This window comes from Pelosinus fermentans DSM 17108 (assembly GCF_000271485.2).
GTDB lineage: Bacteria > Bacillota > Negativicutes > DSM-13327 > DSM-13327 > Pelosinus > Pelosinus fermentans.
This window is the reverse complement of the sequence record NZ_AKVN02000001.1, coordinates 4,582,005-4,603,551: the sequence shown is the minus strand read 5'-3', so window position 1 is coordinate 4,603,551 and position 21,547 is coordinate 4,582,005. Positions and strand designations below refer to the sequence as shown.

General features: G+C 41.7%; 19 protein-coding genes. 11 read left to right on the top strand and 8 right to left on the bottom strand.

The annotated features are described in order from the left end of the window. Positions 1–105 precede the first annotated feature (105 nt). The 6 genes from FR7_RS21120 (at position 106) to FR7_RS21090 (ending at position 7,208) form a co-directional block, all read left to right on the top strand. The gene (locus FR7_RS21120) at positions 106–747 is read left to right on the top strand and encodes a bifunctional 4-hydroxy-2-oxoglutarate aldolase/2-dehydro-3-deoxy-phosphogluconate aldolase (protein WP_007932833.1); all 642 of its coding nucleotides are present in this window, start codon (positions 106–108) and stop codon (positions 745–747) included. 122 nt (positions 748–869) lie between these two features. Continuing rightward, entirely contained in the window at positions 870–1,853 is a 984-nt protein-coding gene (locus tag FR7_RS21115) for a phosphoglycerate dehydrogenase (RefSeq protein ID WP_007932831.1), read from the top strand. A gap of 435 nt (positions 1,854–2,288) precedes the next feature. Next, complete coding sequence (locus FR7_RS21105) at positions 2,289–2,564, top strand: helix-turn-helix domain-containing protein (protein WP_007932827.1); 276 nt, start codon at positions 2,289–2,291, stop codon at positions 2,562–2,564. 204 nt (positions 2,565–2,768) lie between these two features. Then, on the top strand, positions 2,769–4,487 hold the full coding sequence (locus FR7_RS21100) for an ABC transporter ATP-binding protein/permease (protein ID WP_007932825.1): 1,719 nt from the start codon (positions 2,769–2,771) through the stop codon (positions 4,485–4,487). Between the two features lie 44 nt (positions 4,488–4,531). Then, positions 4,532–5,020 (top strand): energy coupling factor transporter S component ThiW, encoded by a 489-nt coding sequence (gene thiW / locus FR7_RS21095; protein ID WP_007932824.1) that lies wholly within the window; start codon positions 4,532–4,534, stop codon positions 5,018–5,020. A 145-nt stretch (positions 5,021–5,165) separates the two neighbouring features. Further along, the gene (locus FR7_RS21090) at positions 5,166–7,208 is read left to right on the top strand and encodes a cache domain-containing protein (RefSeq protein ID WP_007932822.1); all 2,043 of its coding nucleotides are present in this window, start codon (positions 5,166–5,168) and stop codon (positions 7,206–7,208) included. Positions 7,209–7,413: 205 nt separating this feature from the next. Here FR7_RS21090 and FR7_RS21085 read toward each other — a convergent pair whose 3' ends face one another. Genes FR7_RS21085 through FR7_RS21070 form a run of 4 tightly spaced genes read right to left on the bottom strand, consistent with a single transcriptional unit; the run spans position 7,414 to position 10,318 of the window. After that, positions 7,414–8,064 carry an amino acid ABC transporter permease gene (locus FR7_RS21085; RefSeq protein ID WP_007932820.1) on the bottom strand — a complete coding sequence of 217 codons (651 nt, stop codon included), beginning with the start codon at positions 8,062–8,064 and terminating at the stop codon, positions 7,414–7,416. Further along, positions 8,061–8,732, bottom strand: a complete 672-nt coding sequence (locus FR7_RS21080) for an amino acid ABC transporter permease (RefSeq protein ID WP_007932818.1) — start codon at positions 8,730–8,732, stop codon at positions 8,061–8,063. The genes FR7_RS21085 and FR7_RS21080 overlap by 4 nt, the downstream gene beginning before the upstream one ends. Then, the gene (locus FR7_RS21075; RefSeq protein WP_007932816.1) at positions 8,732–9,550 is read right to left on the bottom strand and encodes a transporter substrate-binding domain-containing protein; all 819 of its coding nucleotides are present in this window, start codon (positions 9,548–9,550) and stop codon (positions 8,732–8,734) included. Before FR7_RS21075 ends, FR7_RS21080 begins: the two co-directional genes overlap by 1 nt. Positions 9,551–9,592: 42 nt before the next feature. Then, positions 9,593–10,318: an amino acid ABC transporter ATP-binding protein gene (locus FR7_RS21070; RefSeq protein ID WP_007932814.1), complete on the bottom strand. Its 726-nt coding sequence runs from the start codon at positions 10,316–10,318 to the stop codon at positions 9,593–9,595. A 346-nt stretch (positions 10,319–10,664) separates the two neighbouring features. On the opposite strand from FR7_RS21070, the gene pgm reads away from it, so the two are divergent. The 5 genes from pgm to FR7_RS21045 all read left to right on the top strand — a co-directional run bounded on the left by pgm (position 10,665) and on the right by FR7_RS21045 (position 16,874). Continuing rightward, positions 10,665–12,317 carry a phosphoglucomutase (alpha-D-glucose-1,6-bisphosphate-dependent) gene (gene pgm, locus FR7_RS21065; protein WP_007950682.1) on the top strand — a complete coding sequence of 551 codons (1,653 nt, stop codon included), beginning with the start codon at positions 10,665–10,667 and terminating at the stop codon, positions 12,315–12,317. Between the two features lie 334 nt (positions 12,318–12,651). Further along, positions 12,652–13,935: a purple acid phosphatase family protein gene (locus FR7_RS21060; RefSeq protein WP_007950681.1), complete on the top strand. Its 1,284-nt coding sequence runs from the start codon at positions 12,652–12,654 to the stop codon at positions 13,933–13,935. Between the two features lie 415 nt (positions 13,936–14,350). Further along, positions 14,351–15,166, top strand: a complete 816-nt coding sequence (eutJ, locus tag FR7_RS21055) for an ethanolamine utilization protein EutJ (protein ID WP_040543347.1) — start codon at positions 14,351–14,353, stop codon at positions 15,164–15,166. Between the two features lie 144 nt (positions 15,167–15,310). Then, positions 15,311–16,360, top strand: coding sequence for a PocR ligand-binding domain-containing protein (locus tag FR7_RS21050; RefSeq protein ID WP_007950679.1), 1,050 nt, complete (start codon positions 15,311–15,313; stop codon positions 16,358–16,360). A 34-nt stretch (positions 16,361–16,394) separates the two neighbouring features. After that, positions 16,395–16,874: a chemotaxis protein CheW gene (locus tag FR7_RS21045; protein ID WP_007950677.1), complete on the top strand. Its 480-nt coding sequence runs from the start codon at positions 16,395–16,397 to the stop codon at positions 16,872–16,874. A 210-nt stretch (positions 16,875–17,084) separates the two neighbouring features. Here the strand turns inward: FR7_RS21045 and cobT (FR7_RS21040) are convergent, their stop codons facing one another. The 4 genes from cobT (FR7_RS21040) to bioB (FR7_RS21025) all read right to left on the bottom strand — a co-directional run bounded on the left by cobT (FR7_RS21040) (position 17,085) and on the right by bioB (FR7_RS21025) (position 21,521). Next, positions 17,085–18,182, bottom strand: a complete 1,098-nt coding sequence (cobT, locus tag FR7_RS21040) for a nicotinate-nucleotide--dimethylbenzimidazole phosphoribosyltransferase (protein WP_007950676.1) — start codon at positions 18,180–18,182, stop codon at positions 17,085–17,087. Between the two features lie 26 nt (positions 18,183–18,208). After that, entirely contained in the window at positions 18,209–19,267 is a 1,059-nt protein-coding gene (cobT, locus tag FR7_RS21035) for a nicotinate-nucleotide--dimethylbenzimidazole phosphoribosyltransferase (RefSeq protein ID WP_007950675.1), read from the bottom strand. A 176-nt stretch (positions 19,268–19,443) separates the two neighbouring features. Next, complete coding sequence (gene bioB / locus FR7_RS21030) at positions 19,444–20,436, bottom strand: biotin synthase BioB (RefSeq protein WP_007950674.1); 993 nt, start codon at positions 20,434–20,436, stop codon at positions 19,444–19,446. 98 nt (positions 20,437–20,534) lie between these two features. Next, the gene (gene bioB / locus FR7_RS21025; protein ID WP_007950673.1) at positions 20,535–21,521 is read right to left on the bottom strand and encodes a biotin synthase BioB; all 987 of its coding nucleotides are present in this window, start codon (positions 21,519–21,521) and stop codon (positions 20,535–20,537) included. Positions 21,522–21,547: the final 26 nt, after the last annotated feature.

The following is a 21,547-nucleotide window of genomic DNA, read 5'->3' as shown; positions in this document are numbered from 1 at the left end:
GATTCAGATGGAGTTTTAACTCCACCTGAACCTTTAGTCGCTCTTAACTCCCCCTTGGAGAAGAGGGGAGTCGGATAAACAATAAAAAAGAAAGGAGTGGTGTTTATGCATGCTGTATTGGAACATGTGGCTCAAAATGGTGTAGTAGCCATTCTACGCGGTGTTGATCCTGGCATACTTGTGCCCCTCGGACAAGCATTGGCAGACGCTGGTGTAGGAGCAATTGAAATAACATTAAACAGTGAGGGTGCTCTTCAGGGGATCACGGCACTCAAGGAAGCAATCGGTGAAAAGTTGCCAATTGGCGCTGGGACAGTCATGACAGGCGAAGATGCTCACGCTGCGATCAAGGCCGGTGCGACCTTTGTGCTAACGCCGCACCTTGCCGAAGAAACACTAGCTGTTTGCTGCCAGGCCAACATTCCCGCAGTAATTGGTGTAATGACACCAACAGAAGCTGTAAAAGCCTATGAGTTAGGCTGCGAAATGGTGAAAATTTTTCCGGCAGCATCTATCGGAGCTAACTATTTTCGGGAACTGCGTGGTCCATTACCCCAGATTGCAACTATGGCAGTTGGTGGTGTGAACAAGGATAATGCTGTAGAATTTATCAAAGCTGGTGCAAGGGCTGTCGGTGCTGGCGGTCAGCTTGTAGATTTTGCCGCTGCAGCAAGGGGAGATTGGGAAGCGGTCAAGCGTAAAGCCAATGAAATTGTTGCTGCTGTTCATGCGGCTAAGCATGATTAGTGTTGTTTTAACAGTTCACCTTTGATTGGAAATAAAAAGACTCAGGCATCTGCCGATGTCTAGAGACTTGGCAGATGCCAAGTCTCTTTTGTTTTAACTATAAAATACATGGAGGAATGATCATGTATAAATGGAAAGTTGTTGTTACGGCAGTTACATTTGCTAAAGCTGACCCTGAGCCTCTGCAGCGTTTACAGGCAATAGGGTGTGAAGTTATTATGAACTCATTGGGTAGACCCTTGACGGAAGGTGAAATGATAAATGCTGCCCAGGATGCAGATGCTTTAATTGTAGGCAATGATAAAGTTACAGGCAAAATCATTCGCTCCTGCGCCCGTTTAAAGGTAATTGCTAAGCATGGTGTGGGGGTAGATGGTATTGATAGTAAGACCGCAGCTGAATGTGGTGTAGTGGTGACAAATGCTCCAGGCGTGAACAGTCATGAGGTTGCTGATTTGACTTTTGGATTACTCCATATGTTATCACGGGGGTTATATATTGCGAATGAAGCCACAAAAAGCGGGCATTGGCTAAAGCCAATGGGCGTAGGTCTTTGGGGTAAAACGATTGGTATTGTTGGTGTCGGGAAAATAGGTCTAGCTGCTGCTTATCGTGCAATGGGCTATAAGATGAAGATTCTAGGGTTTGACTGTGTGAAGCGACCAGAGGCAAAGGAAATTGGCCTTGATTACGTTGCTCTTGATCAATTGCTGCAGCAATCTGATTTTGTGAGTCTTCATTTGCCTTTAACGAATAAAACCCGCAATATTCTTGATGATGGCAGATTGGGTTTACTTAAACCAGGGGCGATTCTGATTAATACTGCCCGCAGTCAATTGGTAGAGTATGAAACATTGTATAAGGCATTACTTGACGGTCGTATTCGTGGATATGGTGTAGATGTGTATGATTTTGAACCTCCGCAGCTGCACCCTATGTTTAGTTTAGAAAATGTTATTTTGACGCCCCACTTGGGGGGAACCTGCAATGAGTCAAATATTCGCATGGGAAATACCGCCGTAATTAACGTAATTGCAGTATTAGAAAAACGTACCCCTCCTAATCTGCTTGCAATTCATGATGAGTTGCAAGCCTTACCTTCTTAACTGATCCCTGCTTTGTAAACCACCTGTTTATGAGCCGTAATTCACTGTTGGTAAAAAGAAAAAGCTGAGCATTATGCTCAGCTTACTTTATTTTAGCAGTCTCTGTTATGAAACTCTTTCTTAATAAATGAACACATTGATTTAATGTTGCTTCAAGCTGCTCATAAATCTCGGATGCGTCTTTATTTTCTTTTATTAAACAATCAATCTCTTGGCTTAGTTCCGAGATAGCATTGCATAATGTATCATATTCTATTTTCTTTTGAGATGATAGTTTATGATGCACATAACCATTCCTTTTGAAACTGCTTAAATGTAATCCAAATTATAACATATATTTCTTTATATTAGCAAGATTCATTCTAATTTAAAGAAGTGCATAAAGTTGTATTGCTCTCTATAATTAATAGTACTAATTAATGGGAGTGTAACCTTGTGCGAAAAAGAGATAACGATAAATTCTATTCAGTATATAGAGAAATTGGTAGAAAGATTGCATTTTATCGTAATCTTCGCGGTTTAAGTCAGGAAGAGCTTGCAGCGAAAGTTGATATTAGCACAAGCCATCTTTCTAAGATAGAGGCTCCAAATACAAATATAAGCTTTTCACTTGATATGCTTTTGTTGATTGCTGAAGGTTTAGACGTGGATATCGCAGCATTCTTTAATTCAACAGAAGTTCAAAATCCTTATATGAAGAAAAACAAGTAGCACCGATAATTTGGTGCTGCTGTTTATTTTGCTAAAAATAAATCTTTATAGTTAGGTTATTTTAATAGGAAGTATGAGAACTGACAGCTTTTTTAAAGGTTGTCAGTTTTTTTATAATAATTAAAAGGAATTTCGATAATTTTCGAGAAAACGAGAAAGATTAAAGAAAAAGCAGTAATAGCATGGAAAGAAAGGATAGTTTTGATGATAAATGTATATAATCGCAATTTTATGCAGGGAATGTGGCAAATTACCAAGGCGTATTGGTTTTCAGAGGAAAAGTGGAAGGCTAGAATGCTGTTAGCAGTTATTGTTGCTCTTAACTTAGGACATGTTTATATATTCGTGCTGCTAAATGAATGGAACAATACCTTTTATAATACACTGCAGAATCATGACAAAGATGGTTTTGTGAGTGCGATCGGCACTTTTTGCATTTTGGCAGCCTCTCATATCATTGTGGCTGTTTATGTGCTTTATTTGCAGCAATTTCTTGAAATTAAATGGCGCCGCTGGCTTACTGAAAAATATCTGCAAACATGGCTGCATAAACAAGCTTATTATCAGATGCAGCTCTTGGAGAATAACACCGATAATCCTGATCAGCGAATTAGTGAGGATTTAAAGCTGTTTGTTAATTTGACGCTAGGTCTTTCTATTGGGCTTTTAAAAGCTGCTGTAACTTTATTTTCATTTATGTTTATTTTATGGAATCTTTCTGGTTCCTTGACGATTCCTATAGGGCAGACGGAAGTTACGATTCCGGGCTATATGTTTTGGGTTGCTATTCTTTATTCGGTAGCTGGTAACTGGTTAACCGTTAAAATTGGTAAGCCTTTGGTAAATCTTAATTTTAGTCAGCAGCGTTATGAAGCTGATTTTCGTTTTAGTCTGATTCGCTTGCGGGAAAACAGCGAGAGTATTGCTTTGTATGGCGGTGAAGTACAAGAACGAGCAAAACTGACAGAGCGTTTTCAGATGGTATTTGATAATTTTAAAGCAGTAATGTTGCGGCAGAAAAAATTGACTTGGTTTACAGCCGGTTATGGTCAAATTGCTATTATATTTCCTTTGGTTGTTGCGGCCCCGCGCTATTTTAGCAATCAGATGCAGTTAGGTGGATTAATACAAACTTCTACGGCTTTTGGCAAAGTACAAGATTCGTTGTCATTTCTCATTGATAGTTACTCCAGTTTGGCTCAGTGGCAGTCCGTCGTTAAACGTTTACTAGGCTTTAGCCAGGCTATGAATCGCGTAGAACATATTGCAGATGAGGAAGTGATTGATGTAACCTATGGGACTGATCCATCCTTGCATGTGCACCAGCTGCAAATTGATTTACCCAATGGGGAGGAATTGCTTAAGGGCTTACAATTAACAATTCATCAGGGGGATTCTTTATTAATTATGGGACCATCTGGCTGCGGGAAAAGCACTCTCATACGTACTCTAGCCGGCATTTGGCCATTTGGACAAGGCAGTGTTCGTATTCCAGCAGAACAGAAACTTTTATTTTTGCCCCAGAGATCCTATTTACCCCTTGGAACCTTACGGGATTCTGTATTGTATCCTTACAGAGAGGATTTTGCAACGGATGAAAAAATTCGCAGCATTATGGAGCTTTGCAAATTAGAGGGTCTTGTTGATAAACTTGACCAAGTTGAGGATTGGTCTCATGTTCTGTCTTTCGGTGAACAGCAGCGAATCGCCTTTGTACGGGCTATACTGCAGCAGCCAGACTGGTTATTTCTTGATGAAGCAACTTCCGCAATTGATGAAATAACAGAGGCTCATTTGTATCAATTGCTGCATTCTCAGCTTAAGAACACAACGATTATTAGTGTTGGGCATCGCAATACCTTAGTGAATTATCACAAGCATAAACTGATAATCGATGACATGTGCAGCTGGCGTCTGGAATAAAAGGGCATAGTTGGAGCAATAGAAGCTGTAGTTTGGAGGAAAACATGGAGATTCGAAAATTAACCTTTACAGCCTTATTTATAGCAATTGGCGTCTTTTCCGCCCATTTAGTATATATTCCGATTGGTATTGCAAAGTGCTTTCCAGTACAGCATGGGATTAATGTTTTATTAGCAGTGCTTTTGGGAACGCGTTATTCTGTCAGTGCTGCCTTTAGTATATCCTTACTGCGCAATGTTCTTGGTACCGGATCGTTGCTAGCCTTTCCAGGAAGTATCTTCGGAGCTGCATTGGCAGGTATCTTGTATAAGAAGACCAATCTTATTGCGGGTGCTATTGTGGGGGAGATTGTTGGTACTGGAATCATAGGAAGCCTTGTGGCTTTTCCCGTAGCAAAATATATCATTGGTTCTGAGGTCGGTGCTTTTTTCTTTGTGCTTCCATTTCTGATTAGTACAACTGGGGGAAGTTTGATCGCTTATGCACTGTATCATACTCCCATTAAATCATTCTTTCATGGAAGAGTAGGATAAAACATAAATTTGTATAAATAGACAATAAACGACAAAAACTCCTGCGAAGCTGCTTATACTTTGCAGGAGTTTTACTGTAAAAAAAGAAAGGGGAATATAGAGTAACAGACATGATCGAAGTGCTTAGGAATGTGAGGCGAAATGAATGAATCACGCTGCTCAGCAAAAAACAGATGGAAAGGGTAGTAAAAAGATGACTGTCAGGTATTGGTTTCAACGTATCGCTGGACGATTTTCTCTTAGGCTTGTCTTCTCTCTGCCTTTTATGTTACAGTTTCTGACAGTGACTTGTTTAATAGGCTTTCTCTTATTTCAAGGCGGACAAGAAGCGGTAGGAGCTGTATTGGGGGAGATGAGGGAGCAAATACTAGGACAAGTCCATGAGCAATTAAAGCGGCATATAGAGGAGCCTTTGCGTCTAAATGAGCTGAATGTGAATGCTTGGCATGCAGGGCTCCTCACCCTTTCGGACCCAGTTGGACGAGAACGGCAATTTGTGAATCATCTTAAGGTATTTCCCGATGCGGCTATGACATATGTCGGCTTATCTAATGGGGAGTTTTATGGCGCACGCCGCAAAACAGCAGGCGAATTTCAAGTAGTGAGAAATAACCTGGGAACAGGTGGTGCATCTTGGTATTATAGTGTTTCTGAGCAAGGTGATGGAGTACAGCTTCAAAATGTTTTTCCCAATTTTGATCCCCGTACACGCCCTTGGTATCAAGCTGCACAAGAAGCGCGAAAACCAGTTTTCAGCGGGGTTTACCGTCATTTTGTATTCCATGAACCCACAATTACGGCTACATATCCTATATTTAATGAAGAGGGTCAGCTAGTAGGTGTCTTTGGCGTTGATTATCTTTTATCCTGGCTGGGAAACATGCTCCGGGACTTATCCTTAGGGGCTTCGGGACAGGTCTTTGTTGTGGATAGGGATGGCATGATCGTTGCTGCCTCAATACTTACGGAACCATTTGAAATAGTAAACGGGAAAAGTGAGAGAATTAAGGCCGATGATTGTAGCAATCCGGTGTTAAAGGCAGCTGTAAAATCATTTTTGGATGATAGAGGTTCCTCTTTTCGAATCAGCTTGGACGACCACTTTTATTCTGTAAGTGTAGATTCTTATGAAGAAAATGGACTTTCATGGAAAATATATGTGGTTTTAGCGGATGAAGATTTCATGGAGAATATTTGGAAGAATTTGCACCAAACAGCAGGAGTCGTTTTTTTTATTATGATTGCTGTTTTTGGTTTAGCGGTCTGGACTGCAGGATGGGTGACACGCCCGATTCTAAGATTGAATCAATCTGCCCAGGAACTGGCCCAGGGACGTTTGTATCCGGTGCCGGATACGGAACGGCAGGATGAGCTGGGGCAGCTTAGCCGTTCCTTTAATAAGATGGCCAAAGACCTTCTCGATTTAGTTGGCAATTTAGAAGCACGAGTGATTGAGCGAACGCAGAATTTAGCAGAAAAGACGCAAGAAGAACAATATATGCGTGAAAAATTTTATAAGGAGCTGACTAAGGCTGGCCGCCAGCAGCGGGCCATGCTGCCGGAGAATCTTAAGGAATCACGTTTGAGTTTGGAAATTATATATGAACCTTATATGTTAGTCAGCGGGGATTCGTGTGGTTATCGCTGGCTGAATGAGGATTCTTTATTTGGCTATATAATTGATGTTACGGGACATGGAGTGGCAAGTGCCCTTCAAGCAGCGGCGTTGAATCTTATGCTGCAGGAAATTATGCATCTGCCCCTTTCCCTTACCGGGCGGATGTTAGAACTGAATCGGCGGGTAAATAATTATTTTGGCAATGATGTGATGGTGGCAGCATTTTTCTTTGAATTGGATTTTAAAAAACACGAGCTGCGTTATGTTGCAGCAGGTATTACCGAATTTATTGCTGACTCTGCTGGGGCACGGGGAAGAATTAAAACACCGGGTCTGTTTTTAGGTGTAAGCGCCTCACCCGAGTATGAGGTTTGTTATCTGCCCATTGAGAAGGGGGATCTCTTTTGTTTTTATAGTGACGGTATAGCTGATCGTCTGATGGCGGGAACTGCTATTTCACTGGATGCTGATTATGACCAGCTGGTTGCAGCGATAAAGCAGATAGGCGAAGAGGGTGTTCGCTGTGATGATGTGACGGTTCTATGTATTCAAATCGGTGGTGTGACCTAGTACTCCACCAACCTTGAAAATAGAAATTGCTGACGGTCAAAATTTCGCCAGCCTTCGTTGTCGTCAGTCAGCATACAGGCGGTATGCCTCCTTCCTCCGCCTTGGCTGACACAATTTTGCCTCGTCATCATCTTCCCATTTCAAAGTGGCGGAGTACTAGAAAATGAGAACTCCCGGAAAGATGTCCGGGAGTTCTCATTTTTGATTAATAGCTTCTTAGTGATAAGCGCCGCTGTTGATAGCGGGCCAATATAGAAAGAGCATAATTAAAGACAAAGTAGGTTACCGCTATGGTAGCGAAGATGGTAAAGACTTGAGCAGTAGTACCATATTGGCCCATGATGATCATGCCTTTTCCTGTTAGGTCCTCAATGCCCACTGCCCAGACAAGAGAGGTATCCTTAATGACTGTTGTAAATTGGGATACTAAAGGAGGTATCGTATTGCGCAGTGCCTGAGGTAACACAATATAAATCAGTGTTTGTGTGTAGGTAAATCCTTGGGATTTGGCTGCTTCCCATTGTCCTTTGCCTACAGAATTCAAGCCGCCACGGACAATTTCAGCAATCATGGCTGTTGTAAAAATCGTCATGGCAGCAATACCGGCATAAATAGGAGGAAGTTTTGTCATGAAGCGAACCGCCAAAATAAATAATAATAAAGGGGTATTTCGTACGACTTCGACATAAAAGGAAGCTGCCTGACTAAGGGGAGTATGATTGGAATGCCGGGCTATGCCTAAGATGGTTCCTAAAATCATGCTCAAAACAATGGAACTGATTGCAATTTGCAATGTCGTTAAGAGACCAGCTCCGAGAAAACTAAGCAGTTCCCATTGGAACAATTCTTCAATCATGATGATACCTCCAATTTGCGTTCCATGCGTTTGGCAAAAGTAGCCAATGGAAAACATAATGAGAGATACAGTAACCCGGTTGCCACATAAGAAGGACCATAGTAAAGGTTATTGCTTGACCACGAATCCGCATGGTACATAAGTTCACCACCTGCAACCATGGCTAATACGGAAGTATTTTTGATTAAGTTCACAGCTTGGTTGGTCAATGGAGGATAAGAAATTCGTTTGGCTTGGGGCAATACGATATGAATCATGGCTCCCCAATAGGAGAATCCTTGGGAATAGGCGGCTTCCAGTTGTCCTCTTGGTACAGATTCCACACCTGCTCGAATGACTTCTGCAATATAGGCACCATGGTAAACACCTACGCCCAGTACTCCCACAACAAAAACGGGCAACATAATTCCTAGATGCGGTAAGCCATGGTATAAGAAGAAAATTTGAATGACTAAAGGTGTATTTTGAATAAATTCTACATACACGCGATTGAGTAGTTTAAATAGTTTTACATGTGATGTACCCAAAAGTCCAAAGAAGATTCCTAGGCCTAAAGCCAACGTTAGTCCCAGGGCTGATAAAAGAATGGTCTGAACAAAACCTTCGGCAAAGACAGACCAATCATTGACCAGCGCTAACCACTTGAACCCAGCAAAAGGTCCTGGCACTATTTAAGTCCCCATTTTTGCATCAGCTTATCTAATTCACCTGATTTTTTCATATCGTTTATAGTATCATTTACTGTTTTAGCTAATCCTGCGTTGGCTTTTTTGCTTGCTACTCCATACTCTTGTGGTGTGAAGCGATCATTTAAAATTACAGTGGTATCATCTAAGTAACCATATAAAATAGCGCCATCCACACTAAAACAATTAATACGACCAGAGTCTAACGCTGTTTTAATTTCTGGATAGGTACCAAATTCTAAGAACTTAACCTTAATGCCTTCTTTATCGGCTGCTTCTTGAATGGCTTTTTTACTGGTAGCACTTTGCGCAACACCAATTGTTTTATCTGCTAAGCCTTTAAGATCGGTAATACCAGAATCTTTCTTGACCATTAAAGCAACACCATCTGTGAAATAAGGATCGGAAAAATTGTAACTTTGTTTACGTTCTTCTGTAATGGTAAAAGTCGCAATGACTAAGTCTACTTCACCATTGTCAAGTAAAGGACCGCGGGTTTTGGCAGTAACGCCTTGTGCTTCGAATTTTTTCTCATCACCGAGAATTTTCTTAGCCAATGCTCTTGTTAGGTCGATTTCAAAACCGTCAATTTGACCCGTTTTAGGATCTTTAAAACCAAATTTCGGTACATCAACCTTAACGCCTACTTTTAAGGTGCCGCGATCTTGTATCGCTTTGATTTCAGGAGCTGTACCCGTTCCGCCTGCTGCAGGCTTAGAATCTGTTGTGCTGCCACAACCCGAAACTGCTAGGGCGATGAACATCATTAAACTAAGGATAAGAATATATAGTTTTTTCATTTTTAATAACCTCCGTATATTTTTTTTATCAATTCATTACGTTTAGCGAAGAATGCGGCTTAAAAATAATTTCGTACGATCATGTTCTGGGTTTGAAAAGAAATGCTCTGGAGAACCCTTTTCAAGTATTGTGCCTCCATCCATAAAAATGACCTGATCGGCTACTTGTTTGGCAAAACCCATTTCATGAGTAACAACTACCATAGTAATCCCTTCTTTTGCCAGGTCAACCATTACATCCAATACTTCTTGTATCATTTCAGGATCAAGAGCAGAAGTTGGTTCATCAAAGAGCATAACTGTAGGACGCATGTTAAGGGCGCGAGCAATGGCAACCCGTTGTTGCTGTCCTCCAGAGAGCTGAGCCGGATAGGCATCTGCTTTTTCTCGTAAGCCAACTCGTTCCAAAAAAGCGAGACCTGATTCACTTGCTTCGTCACGGGAGATTTTTTTTATGAGCGTTGGTGCTAATGTTAAGTTTTCCAGCACTGTCTTGTGAGGATATAGATTGAACTGTTGAAAAACCATTGCTACAGACTCTCTAACTTTAGTAATAGGTGCCTTAGGGGCCGTGATGTCGACACCGTCAACCACGATCTGACCCGTGCTTGGCGTTTCTAGTAAGTTCATGCAGCGGATTAAGGTACTCTTTCCAGAACCGCTTGGTCCGATGACAACGACTTTTTCACCGCTGTCTACATTGAGATTAATCTCCTTTAAAACATGTAGTGGACCGAAAAATTTATTGACTCCTTGTACTTTAATCATCAAATACCCCCTTTCCTGAAACAAAGCAAAGCCGTGCCCTCATAGGTATCCCTATAAGTGCACGGCGTCATTGCCATTATGTTTATGAAATTTATAGTTACAGTATAACATTAAAAATAAACGTTGTCATCACCTAAATGCAGAAAATGTTTTTTCAGGAGAAACATAACTGCTTAATGTTTTGAAAATGCATAAAGAGAGACTGAGGAAAAAAGGATGTAAAAAAAGCCTTTGCTGGCAAAGACCTTGGCAGGGTATTTTACAGTGGCTGGGGAATGTAATAATAAATAAACAGTCACTTAGGATGTAGAAACAATATAAAATAAATTGTGAGGTGCATCTATCTATGACGATTCACTCCATGGCAGGGAAAAAAGCTTCTAAAAGCATGTTAGTCAATATCCCGCGTTTAGTTAGTGCCTACTATACTAATACTCCCGATGTCAATATTCCAGGGCAGCGAGTTGTTTTTGGAACTTCTGGGCATCGAGGGAATTCACTGCAATCCAGTTTTAATGAACAGCATATTCATGGGATCACCCAGGCGATTTGCTGCTATCGCAAAGCCCAAAATATTACGGGCCCGCTGTTTATTGGCTTTGATACTCATGCTTTGTCTGAACCTGCCTTTATTTCGGCGGTAGAAGTCTTAGCGGCTAATAACGTAGAAACCTTCATTGCTAAGGATATGAATTATACCCCGACACCGGGTATTTCTCACGCAATTCTCAAATATAACAAAGGCAGAAAAGAAGGGCTGGCTGATGGCATTGTCATTACGCCTTCTCATAACCCGCCGGATAATGGCGGCATTAAGTACAATCCTCCAAATGGTGGACCAGCAGATACTCATATTACCAAATGGATTGCTGATAAAGCCAATGGAATCTTACTTGAGGGCAATCAAAAGATCAAACGCTTGCCTTATGAAAAAGCGTTAAAAACAACTTATGTACATGAATATGATTTTATTACGCCTTATGTGAATGATTTAGAGCAGGTAATTGATATGGAAGTGATAAAGGCTTCCGGTCTGAAATTGGGGGCTGATGCTCTAGGTGGTGCGGGTCTTGGTTATTGGGCACCCATCGCAGAAACCTATGGTCTTGACATTGATGTAATCAATGGGTATCCTGATCCTACTTTTGGCTTTATGAATGTAGATGCAGACGGGAAAATTCGCATGGATTGCTCGTCTCCTTATGCCATGGCCGGGCTTATCGAATTAAAAGAAAAATATGATCTTGCTTTCGGCAACGACCCGGATTTTGATCGTCACGGTATTGTTGCTCCCAGTGTTGGTTTAATGAATCCCAATCACTATCTTTCCGTAGCCATTTCCTATTTGTTTCAAAACCGTAAGGGATGGCGTGAAGATGCTGCTATTGGTAAGACATTGGTTAGTTCTTCGATGATTGATCGCATTGCTGCCAGTCTAGGCAAAAGACTTGCAGAAGTCCCTGTGGGTTTCAAGTGGTTTGTTGACGGCCTCGTTGATGGTTCCTTTGGCTTTGGCGGAGAAGAAAGCGCTGGAGCATCTTTTCTCAGAAAGGACGGTACTGTCTGGACAACAGACAAGGATGGTATTATTCTGTGCTTATTAGCTGCAGAAATTACTGCGAAAACTGGCCGGGATCCAGGGCTGCATTATCAGGATTTAAGTGAGAAGTTTGGAGCGCCTGTATATGCACGCATTGATGCCCCTGCGAATACGCAGCAGAAGACTATATTGTCGAAGCTCTCACCAGAACAGGTCAAAGCGCAAACATTAGCAGGGGAAATCATTACGGCGAAGTTGACTAAGGCACCTAGTAATCAAGCGGATATAGGGGGATTAAAGGTTTGCACCGAGAATGGCTGGTTTGCTGCAAGACCATCCGGAACGGAAGAGGTGTACAAAATATATGCCGAAAGCTTTAAAGGAATAGAACATCTTAAGCAAATTCAGGAAGAAGCAAAAGAAATCGTTAATGAAGCTTTCAAAGCAAGTAGTATTTAGGTGCGAGGAAGATAAGATTTTATGACCACAAAAGGGAACGTAAACACAGAGGGCACAGAGAGCCACAGAGGACACAGAGAAAAAATACGGAACCGCGAAGACACGAAGAGGCGAAGGAACCCGAAGGGGATTGAACCGCAGAGGGCGCGGAGGGCGCAGAGAGGTTTTTAAATTCTTTCTCTAGTTTTTTCTCAGTGTTCTCTGCGCCTCTGCGGTTCGGTTTCCTCTCTATGTTTTAAAGGACGCGGAGCGTTTTTCTTATTAATTGATGACATGTTTTTTAGAAATGAAACGATTAAGATCATATTATATATTTGAACAAGGGAGAGACGGCATGTTGCACAAAAGGAAGTTGTTTCAAAGTATTGGTATCTTTTTTATAGCAATTGTTCTTCTCATAGCTTCTTCTATGATGTCGTTTTTAGAGCAGCCTTTGGCAGCAGCTGCTGGGGTAGATCATGTAACCCTTACCTGGGAGTCCGATCCTAAAACAACCCAGACGATTACCTGGAGAACAGAGGAGACAGAACCTGCGGGGCAGGTGCGTTATGCCGAGAGGAAATTTATCAAGTCTTTTCCTCATAATGCCCGAATTATAGATGCTAAGGTGGAGACATTAGTCACGAATCTGGGAAATATGAATATCCATTCAGTTACATTAATGGGGTTGAAGCCTGGTACAGGTTATGTATATCAAATCAATGAAGACAGTGGGTGGGGAGAAACTCGTACTTTTTCTACACCTCCAGCAAAGAATGAGGTTTTTAAATTTTTGGTATTTGGTGATTCCCAGAGTATTAACTATGAAGTTTGGCGTAGGACTCTGCAGCAGGCGTATCAGACTAACCAGGATGCGAAATTTTTTATTAATGTAGGAGATTTAGTCGATGTAGGGCAGGATTATGCGCAATGGGATGCATGGTTTAATGCGAGTCAAGGGGTCATTGATCGGATTCCAGCAATGCCTTTGACGGGTAATCATGAGAACTATACACCAGAAAGGCACTTTTCACTGCCTGTATTATTTACTGCTCAACTCAAAGTCCCTGTTAATGGTCCTGAAAGTCTTAGAAGGCAGGTTTATTCTTTCGATTATGGGGATATACATTTCGTTATGTTAGACAGCCAAATCGGCGAACAAGTTCAGCTTGTTCCCGAAATACTAGAAATACAGAAAACTTGGTTAGAGCAGGATCTGGCTGCAACGGATAAAAAGTGGAAAATCGTTTTTTTACATAGACCGCCATACCATAACAAGGTAGGAGGAGCTAATGCTAGAATTAAAGGAGCTTTTGTACCTATCTTAGATAAATATCATGTGGATGTGGTCTTTTCCGGTCACGAACATGATTATGCCCGTACCTATCCTATACATAATGATCAAGTGGTGAACAGCCCGGGCAAGGGCACGATCTATGTAACGACTGGGCGAAGCGGCAGCAAAACTTACAATGATACGGCAGCAAGTGAGTGGGATGCATTTTTTTATAATCCATTGGATGAACCAAATTATCTGGTAGTGGAGATGGAAAATCAGATCCTGCATGTAAAAGCATATAAGCAAAGTGGTGTGTTAATTGATGCCTGGTCCATTGATAAGAATATGGAATTCAAATAATGCATGATGGAAAGAACCAAAATTTCTTTGTGAGATTTTGGTTCTTTCTTAATTTTAGTATTGGGATATATAAGTTTTATAGGTGAAAAATATCAAAATCTATGAACCACAAAGGCCACGATGCCGCTACTGCGGCACACAAAGGAGAACACAAAAAATAGATATAAAAATAAGCCCTTTGTGTCCTTTGCGCCTTTGTGGTTCGATTGTTTTAGATGTTTTAAGGGGATGCCAGCGTTTTATAAATAATTTGAGCAAGATAGTAAAAGAAGTGGGCATTCTATTAGGCCTTTTGGAGCAGGATATAAATTATGATTTAGATAATCATAAAGAGAGACTTGGTCAGCAAGTTAAGTTAAGAAGAGTATCATTTAAAATACAATTGCCTTTGGCAGTAGGGATAGGGAGGACAAGTATGGAAACATATGAAAAAATTCATCAATTGCATCACTTGATCGAAACAGGAACGGCAGCCGATTTGCCAGGACCTTATAAAGTGGGAGTCGATTTGGGAACGGCTGATGTGGTACTGGTTGTGACTGACAGCCAGGGGAATCCTGTAGCTGGAAGCCTGCGCTGGGCATCGGTGGTGAAAGATGGCTTAGTTGTTGATTTTAGGGGAGCGACGACGATTGTTGAAGAACTAAAGGCCGAAGTAGAAAAAATTATGGGTATTACGCTGGATAAAGGTGCCACAGCCATTCCGCCAGGTACAGTAGGGCGAAATGCCCAGGCTTGCGGACATGTCATTGCAGGGGCAGGAATTGAACCCATCCGTCAGGTGGATGAACCAGTGGCAGCAGCTAAAGCGCTGAATATCGGTCATGGCATTGTCGTGGATATTGGTGGAGGAACTACAGGGATTGCTGTATTGAAGAATGGAGATTTAGTTTTCACCGCTGATGAAGCAACAGGAGGCACCCACATATCGCTGGTATTATCTGGAGCATATAAAATTACCTATGAAGAAGCGGAAGTTCTTAAAAAAGATGTATCCCAGCATCGGCGCATCATGCCAGTTGTTTTACCTGTTATTGAAAAGATGGCAACGATTGTAAAGAACATGCTGGCAGGATATGATGAGTATCAGGATTATCCTGTATATGTGGTAGGCGGTACCGCTTATCTGACTGGTTTTGGTGAAGAATTCAGCAAAGCTTTCGGACGTAAAGTACACGTTCCCCCTCATCCTTTATTAGTTACGCCATTAGGAATTGCCATGTTTGGCTAAAACGACATAATATTACAAAAAGATCAAAAAATGGCAAAAATGTGCCATGATGAAGCTAAAAAAATCTCAAGGAAATGATTTCGCCTTTGTCGAAAATTATCATTAAATGAAAACTGAAAAATCAAAAAAATGGAGGCAAGATCCATGACAAAGGTGACAGCAGTAAAACAGCCTTTAGAAGATTTTAGTAAAGTCAAGTTAGTAGATATTATTGATGTAAATTTTTTGCAGACCTTTCAGGATAACTTTGCCGAAGCTGTAGGGGTAGCCAGTATTGCAGTTGATATTGAGGGGAAGCCCGTTACTACTCCCAGCAATTTTACAACATTTTGTATGATACATACGCGGGAATCGAATGTTGGGAACAAACGTTGTATGGAATGTGACAGTAAGGGCGGTGAAGAGTCTGCCAGAACAGGTAAGCCGGCGATCTATGATTGTCATGCTGGTTTGGTTGATTTTGCGGCACCTATTATGCTGGAGGGAAAACAGATCGGAACGATATTAGGTGGACAGGTTTTGACTTCTGATCCGGATGAAAGTAAATTTCGTCAGATCGCCCAAGAAATCGGCGTAGATCCTGATGAATATATGAAATCCTTAAGTGAAATCAAGCAAGTGCCTAGAAAAAGCGTGGAGGCTGCTGCTCATGTCTTATATTTAGTTGCTAATACTCTATCGAAAATGTGGTATCAGCAAAGTAAATTAAGGAATATGGCTGGTATTATTAATGATAGTGTAATTCAGATATCAGCTACAATGGAAGAGCTGGCAGCTTCTGCAAGTGATGTCAGCTCGAATCAAAGTTCCTTGAATACAGAAATAAATAACGTAAATGTAGTGTCAGGGAAAATTAATGACGTGATGGATTTTATTAAAGAAATTGCCGATGAAACCCGTTTGTTAGGATTAAATGCAGCAATCGAGGCAGCAAGAGCAGGAGAAGCAGGTCTCGGTTTTGGTGTGGTGGCACAGGAAATCAGAAAGCTATCAGGGGATTCGAAACAGACAGTGGGTAGAATAAAAGAGTTTACTACCATTATTCAGCAATCCGTAGATAAGACTGTTGCTATGGGGAGTGCTACCAGCTTGACCGTAGAACAGCAGGCAGCTGCCATTGAGGAAGTAACCGCTAGCATTGAAGAAGTAACTGGCATGGCGGAAGAGTTATATGCCTTAGCAAATGATATGTAAAAGTAGTTATTGATTTAGGCTGGGAGATGATGGTATGGCACGTGTGCAAATGGTTGTTTTCGAAATAAATGGTACTGAATTTGCTATAGAGGCAGCAATAGTACATGGCATTATTAGAACGAATCGAGTTACTATTCAGGAGGTCCCGGGTACTTTGGGCAATATGGAGGGGATGATAAACTGGAGAGAGAAAGTTCGATATGTTTTTAACTTACGCAAAAAATTAAAGTTAGAAAACCAAGTAATAAATGATGAAACTAAAATTATGATGGTTCAGACGAATGAGCGTATCGTAGGATGCTTAGTCGATGAAGTGACGGACATTGTAGTATTTAATTCCGAAGAGATCGAAGCTGCGCCCTCCTTTATTCAAGATGCAGAAAGTAAATTCATAATTGGAATTGGCAAAGTGGAGGAGCGTCTCGTTGTTATGTTAGATATGGATCATTTATTGACTGGAGCAGAGATTAATGGACTTGCATTAGAAAACTTGCAGAACTATGTTCCTGCATGAAACATATAAAACAATCGAACCACAAAGGCGCAAAGGACACAAAGGGTCTTATTTATATTTTTCGTGTGTTCCTTTGTGTGCCGCAGCAGCGGCATTGTGCCTTTGTGGTTCATAATTTCTTATGTTTTTTGCTTACAAAACTTATAAATTCTAGTATTTTAAAACAAAATGATGGCAGCAGTTTCTTATGAACTGCTGCCATCATTTTGCTTATTCATCTTTTACACTTTTATCTTGCTTAAGAGCGCCCGGTCCGTCATGAGCGACAGGTACCTCGGCATCGCCAAAGGTTTTCATATCATTTAAGACATGCAATGAAGCATTGAGTAAGGACATTCCTAATGCAGCACCGACTCCTTCTCCTGAGGAGATGTTGAGATGAAGGTAAGCGGGAATACCGATTAAGTCAAGACTGGCTTTATGTGCAGGTTCCGGAGGGAAATGAGAACCAATGAGATAGTCTTTAACTTGAGGAGCTAATTTCACTGCAAGTAAGGCAGCAGTGCTGGTCACAAGACCATCTAAGACAATGGCTGCTCCGCCTGAGGCTGCTCCTAGTATAATTCCAACCAGTCCGGCAGTCTCAAAACCACCCAGCTTACTTAATACATCAATAGGATCATGAATGTTTGGAGTATTCACGGTAATGGCGTGGCGGATGAGGGAAATCTTTTTATCAAAAAGATCGCTGGAAGAATCTGCAGTCTTTCCTACCAAATCAGTCAGCGGATGTTGACTGTAGCAGGCAATGATTGCTGTACTGGAAATTGCATTGGCGACTCCCATTTCACCTAATCCTAGGACCTGAGAACCTTTTTTAATCGTTTCAGAAGCGACTCTAATGCCAATCTCGATTGCTTTTATCGCTTCTTCCCGAGTCATTGCTGGGCCATGATTTATGTTTTTAGTTCCATAGGCGATTTTTTCATTTCGTACCAAAGGAAGAGGAGGTACATTGGCAGCAATACCCATATCTACAAGGAGTAAATCTGCAGCAACATGGTCAGCGAAAACGTTGACTGCAGCGCCGCCTCGGGAAATATTATGAATTCTTTGAAGAATCACTTCTTGTTTAGAAAAAGCGCAGGGTTCTTCTGCTGCTACGCCATGGTCTGCTGCCATGATGATAATACTTTTTTTTAGGCTGCGGGGTCTAGGATTGTAAGTAATACCGGACAGCTGACGTGCCAGATGTTCAAATGAATATAAACTGTTCAGAGGTTTGGTTAAGTTATCAAGGCGTATTTGGCATTTTTCCATCGCGATTGTATCAAGTGGTTTAATTAACGAAATCGTATCTTGCATCATAAGTGGGACCTCCTGTTATCAACAAATTATGCTTCCTTTTTACCAGCAGAATCTTCATAAGAAACCATACCAGCCAGCATTTTAATAGAAGCACCCAGCATATCGACTACTATAGACGCACCAATTGCTTCTCCTAACCGAATTCCCATATCAATGCACGCTTCTAAGCCAAGAAACTTTAGGGCAATGCGATGAGCAGGTTCACCGGATAAATGAGAAGGCATAAGATAGTGGGGGACCATGGGATGAAGAGCGTTGGCAATCAACGCAGCGGCAGTTGTATTAAGACCATCAATGACAACCACACAGCGATTTGCAGCAGCACCCAGTATAACTCCTGCTAAAACCCCTGTTTCAAAACCTCCGATTTTTGCCAGAACATCCAGTCCATCTTGAGGATTTGGCTGATTCACAGTAAGTGCTTGGCGTACCATATCAATCTTAAAGACAAGACGGCTGTCTGAAATGCCAGTGCCGCGTCCTGTAGCTTGCTCGGGAGTAATATTGGTAAAGGCCGCTGCAATTGCTGCGCTTGAAGTTGTATTGCCGATACCCATTTCACCCAGGCTGAAACAGTTGTATCCAGCACGCACCTTTTCATTCACAATTTCGATTCCAATCTCCAGGGCTTGGATGGCTTCTTCCCGTGTCATTGCTGGACCTTGCGTAAAGTCTTTTGTGCCATAGGCAATTTTACGATGCCATAGTCCTTCAGTATCAGATAGATCAGCGGCAACCCCTGCATCGACTACGACCATATCGGCACCGCTGAAGTTTGCAAAAGCATTAGCGCTGGCACCTTTGGCACCTACATAATTTTTAGTCATTTGCAGTGTCGTTTCCACAGGATAGGCACTGATTTGGTTGCGAGCTACGCCGTGATCGGCACAGGCGATAACCATGCATGTACGAGGCGCTGCAGGAAGTTCTTCTTTTCGAATACCAGCGTATTGCTTTACCATTTCTTCCAGGCGGCCAAGACTGTCTTGGGGTTTAATCAATGTGTCTAATCGTAATTGAACCGCTTCCATGACTTTTTGATCTAAAGGGGTAATTTGCGAACATGTTTCGAATAATAAACTCATAGTAACCTCCATTGTCTTTGTCACCATTAATACAGAAAAAAGAGCTTTTTCGGAAATGAATACCAAAAAAGCCATAAACTGTTGATTTTCGCGCTGATATTGCAACGCCATGCTTATAATCATTGCCATTATATCAAGTAAAATCATTACTCGTCAATGCTGAGAATGGGTCACTATTAAGCGTTTTTTAGTAGTTTTAGCCCTAAATCTGTTACAGTTTGGAGATCTTTGCTAGCTCCTCGTCCTTGTGTAGTCAGATAATGACCGATGAGCATGCCATTAACGCCGGATAAGAATCCTAGAGGAACTAATTCTCCAAGATTATGTTCGCGGCCGCCAGCATAACGAATAATTTTTGTAGGCAGAATCATGCGAAAAATAGCAAAGGTCTGCAAAATTTCCATTGGGTTTAGTTTTTCCTGGTTTTCCAGTGCTGTTCCTTTAATGGGATTCAAAACATTAATGGGCACAGAGTCGACATCCAATTCTTTTAATGTAAAGGCCAATTCAATACGCTGACGCCAAGTTTCACCCATGCCAATGATACCGCCGGAACACACTTCAATGTCAGCCGCTTTCACTCTTTTAATTGTATTTATACGGTCTTCATAGGTATGAGTTGTACAAATTTCACTAAAATGACTTTCGCTGGTTTCTAAATTATGATGATAACGCGTAATACCGGCCTTTTTGAGTGCGGCTACATGTTGTTCTTGCAAGGTTCCTAAGGAACAGCAGCGCTCAAGAGTTGTTTCCTGACCGATTTTTTCAATTGCTGCTGTAATTTTTTCAAAATCTCGATCACCTTCCATACCGCATCCTGAGGTAATCACACAGAAACGGTAGGCAGAATCTGCCTCTGCTCTTTGGGCTGCCTGGACAATTGCATTTTCATTCATGAGTGGGTATACATCTACTTCTACATCATGATGGGCAGATTGGGCGCAAAATTTACAGTCTTCCGTACAGTTTCCTGAACGAGCATTCAGAATTTGGCAAGTATCTACATAGGATCCCGTAAACTTTTCCCTGATTTTATTGGCAACGCCAAGTAGTATGGGAATGTCACTTTCTTCAATGGTTGTTAAGGACAGGGCCTCATCAAAGGTAAGCTGATTGCCTTCTAATATTTTTTTCCCTAGAGAAAAAATTAAATCATAGTTGTCCATGTTGACTCCTCCTAGTTTTCGTTGTGTACTTTCGGAAAATAGCCATGTAATAGCCGTAAACAGGAAAAGGATGAGTTAGGCTCGAAAGCCATTTGTGTTTACAGCAGCGCTGGAATTAACCCGGCGTCTTGTACCATCTGAAAATCTGCCACCGTGTTACGACCTGTAAAGGTTAAGTAATTGCCAATAATAAGACCATTCGCTCCAGATAACATCAGGTGCCCCTGCATATCCCGCAAGTTTATTTCTCGGCCGCCAGCAGGACGGATGATTTTGTCAGGGCAAATAAAACGAAAAATAGCAAAGGTCTTAATAATATCGAGGGGAGAGGGGGGCATAACATCTTCCAGAGCAGTACCTTTAATAGGATTGAGAATATTGATGGGAATGGAAGCTACATCCAGACTCTTTATGGCAAAAGCAAAATCAATGCGATCCTGCCAGCTTTCTCCCATACCAATAATACCTCCGGTGCAAAGCTCCATTCCAGCAGCTTTTGCCGCCTGAATGGTGTCGACGCGCTCTTGATAAGAATGGGTTGTACATACCGAGGGATAGAAGTTTTCGCTGGTTTCTAAATTGTGAGCATAACGCTTGACACCTGCAGATGCCAGCATGCGTGCCTGCTCTAGACTAAGTGTGCCAAGATTAGCACAAACTTTTAAGCTGGTATGGTTCATAATTGCCTGTATCGACTCTATGATCTTTTGAAAGTCAGGGTCTCTGTCCATACCCTTGCCGCTGGTGACGATGCTAATCCGTTTTGCCCCTTGTTCCTGAGCCTTTTGCGCTGCTGCAGTAATTTGGCCTATGTCTAATAAGTTATGTATAGGCGTCTGCGTATCGTGATAAACGGATTGGGCGCAAAATTTACAGTCTTCTGAGCACATTCCTGAGCGGGCATTTACAATGCCGCACATATCAACGTTTCTGCCAGTAAATTGGAGACGAATCTTATTAGCAAAAGCGGAAAGTAAAGGAATATCCTCATTCATTATATGAGTGAGCTGTAATGCTTCTTTATATTGAATTTGATGCCCCTGTAATATTGACTCTCCCAGAGCAATGATTTCATGATAATGCATCCTAGCAACCTCCTTTCACTCAATAT

Excerpts from the sequence above, each read along its gene's own strand:
- thiW (WP_007932824.1), top strand. The coding sequence starts at position 4,532 with ATGGAGATTCGAAAATTAACCTTTACAGCCTTATTTATAGCAATTGGC.
- eutJ (WP_040543347.1), top strand. The coding sequence starts at position 14,351 with ATGGAAACATATGAAAAAATTCATCAATTGCATCACTTGATCGAAACA.
- FR7_RS21050 (WP_007950679.1), top strand. The coding sequence starts at position 15,311 with ATGACAAAGGTGACAGCAGTAAAACAGCCTTTAGAAGATTTTAGTAAA.
- FR7_RS21100 (WP_007932825.1), top strand. The coding sequence starts at position 2,769 with ATGATAAATGTATATAATCGCAATTTTATGCAGGGAATGTGGCAAATT.
- FR7_RS21090 (WP_007932822.1), top strand. The coding sequence starts at position 5,166 with ATGAATCACGCTGCTCAGCAAAAAACAGATGGAAAGGGTAGTAAAAAG.
- FR7_RS21070 (WP_007932814.1), bottom strand. The coding sequence starts at position 10,318 with ATGATTAAAGTACAAGGAGTCAATAAATTTTTCGGTCCACTACATGTT.
- cobT (WP_007950676.1), bottom strand. The coding sequence starts at position 18,182 with ATGATGCAAGATACGATTTCGTTAATTAAACCACTTGATACAATCGCG.
- FR7_RS21075 (WP_007932816.1), bottom strand. The coding sequence starts at position 9,550 with ATGAAAAAACTATATATTCTTATCCTTAGTTTAATGATGTTCATCGCC.
- FR7_RS21060 (WP_007950681.1), top strand. The coding sequence starts at position 12,652 with ATGTTGCACAAAAGGAAGTTGTTTCAAAGTATTGGTATCTTTTTTATA.
- cobT (WP_007950675.1), bottom strand. The coding sequence starts at position 19,267 with ATGAGTTTATTATTCGAAACATGTTCGCAAATTACCCCTTTAGATCAA.
- FR7_RS21045 (WP_007950677.1), top strand. The coding sequence starts at position 16,395 with ATGGCACGTGTGCAAATGGTTGTTTTCGAAATAAATGGTACTGAATTT.
- bioB (WP_007950674.1), bottom strand. The coding sequence starts at position 20,436 with ATGGACAACTATGATTTAATTTTTTCTCTAGGGAAAAAAATATTAGAA.
- FR7_RS21120 (WP_007932833.1), top strand. The coding sequence starts at position 106 with ATGCATGCTGTATTGGAACATGTGGCTCAAAATGGTGTAGTAGCCATT.
- FR7_RS21085 (WP_007932820.1), bottom strand. The coding sequence starts at position 8,064 with ATGATTGAAGAATTGTTCCAATGGGAACTGCTTAGTTTTCTCGGAGCT.
- FR7_RS21115 (WP_007932831.1), top strand. The coding sequence starts at position 870 with ATGTATAAATGGAAAGTTGTTGTTACGGCAGTTACATTTGCTAAAGCT.
- bioB (WP_007950673.1), bottom strand. The coding sequence starts at position 21,521 with ATGCATTATCATGAAATCATTGCTCTGGGAGAGTCAATATTACAGGGG.
- pgm (WP_007950682.1), top strand. The coding sequence starts at position 10,665 with ATGACGATTCACTCCATGGCAGGGAAAAAAGCTTCTAAAAGCATGTTA.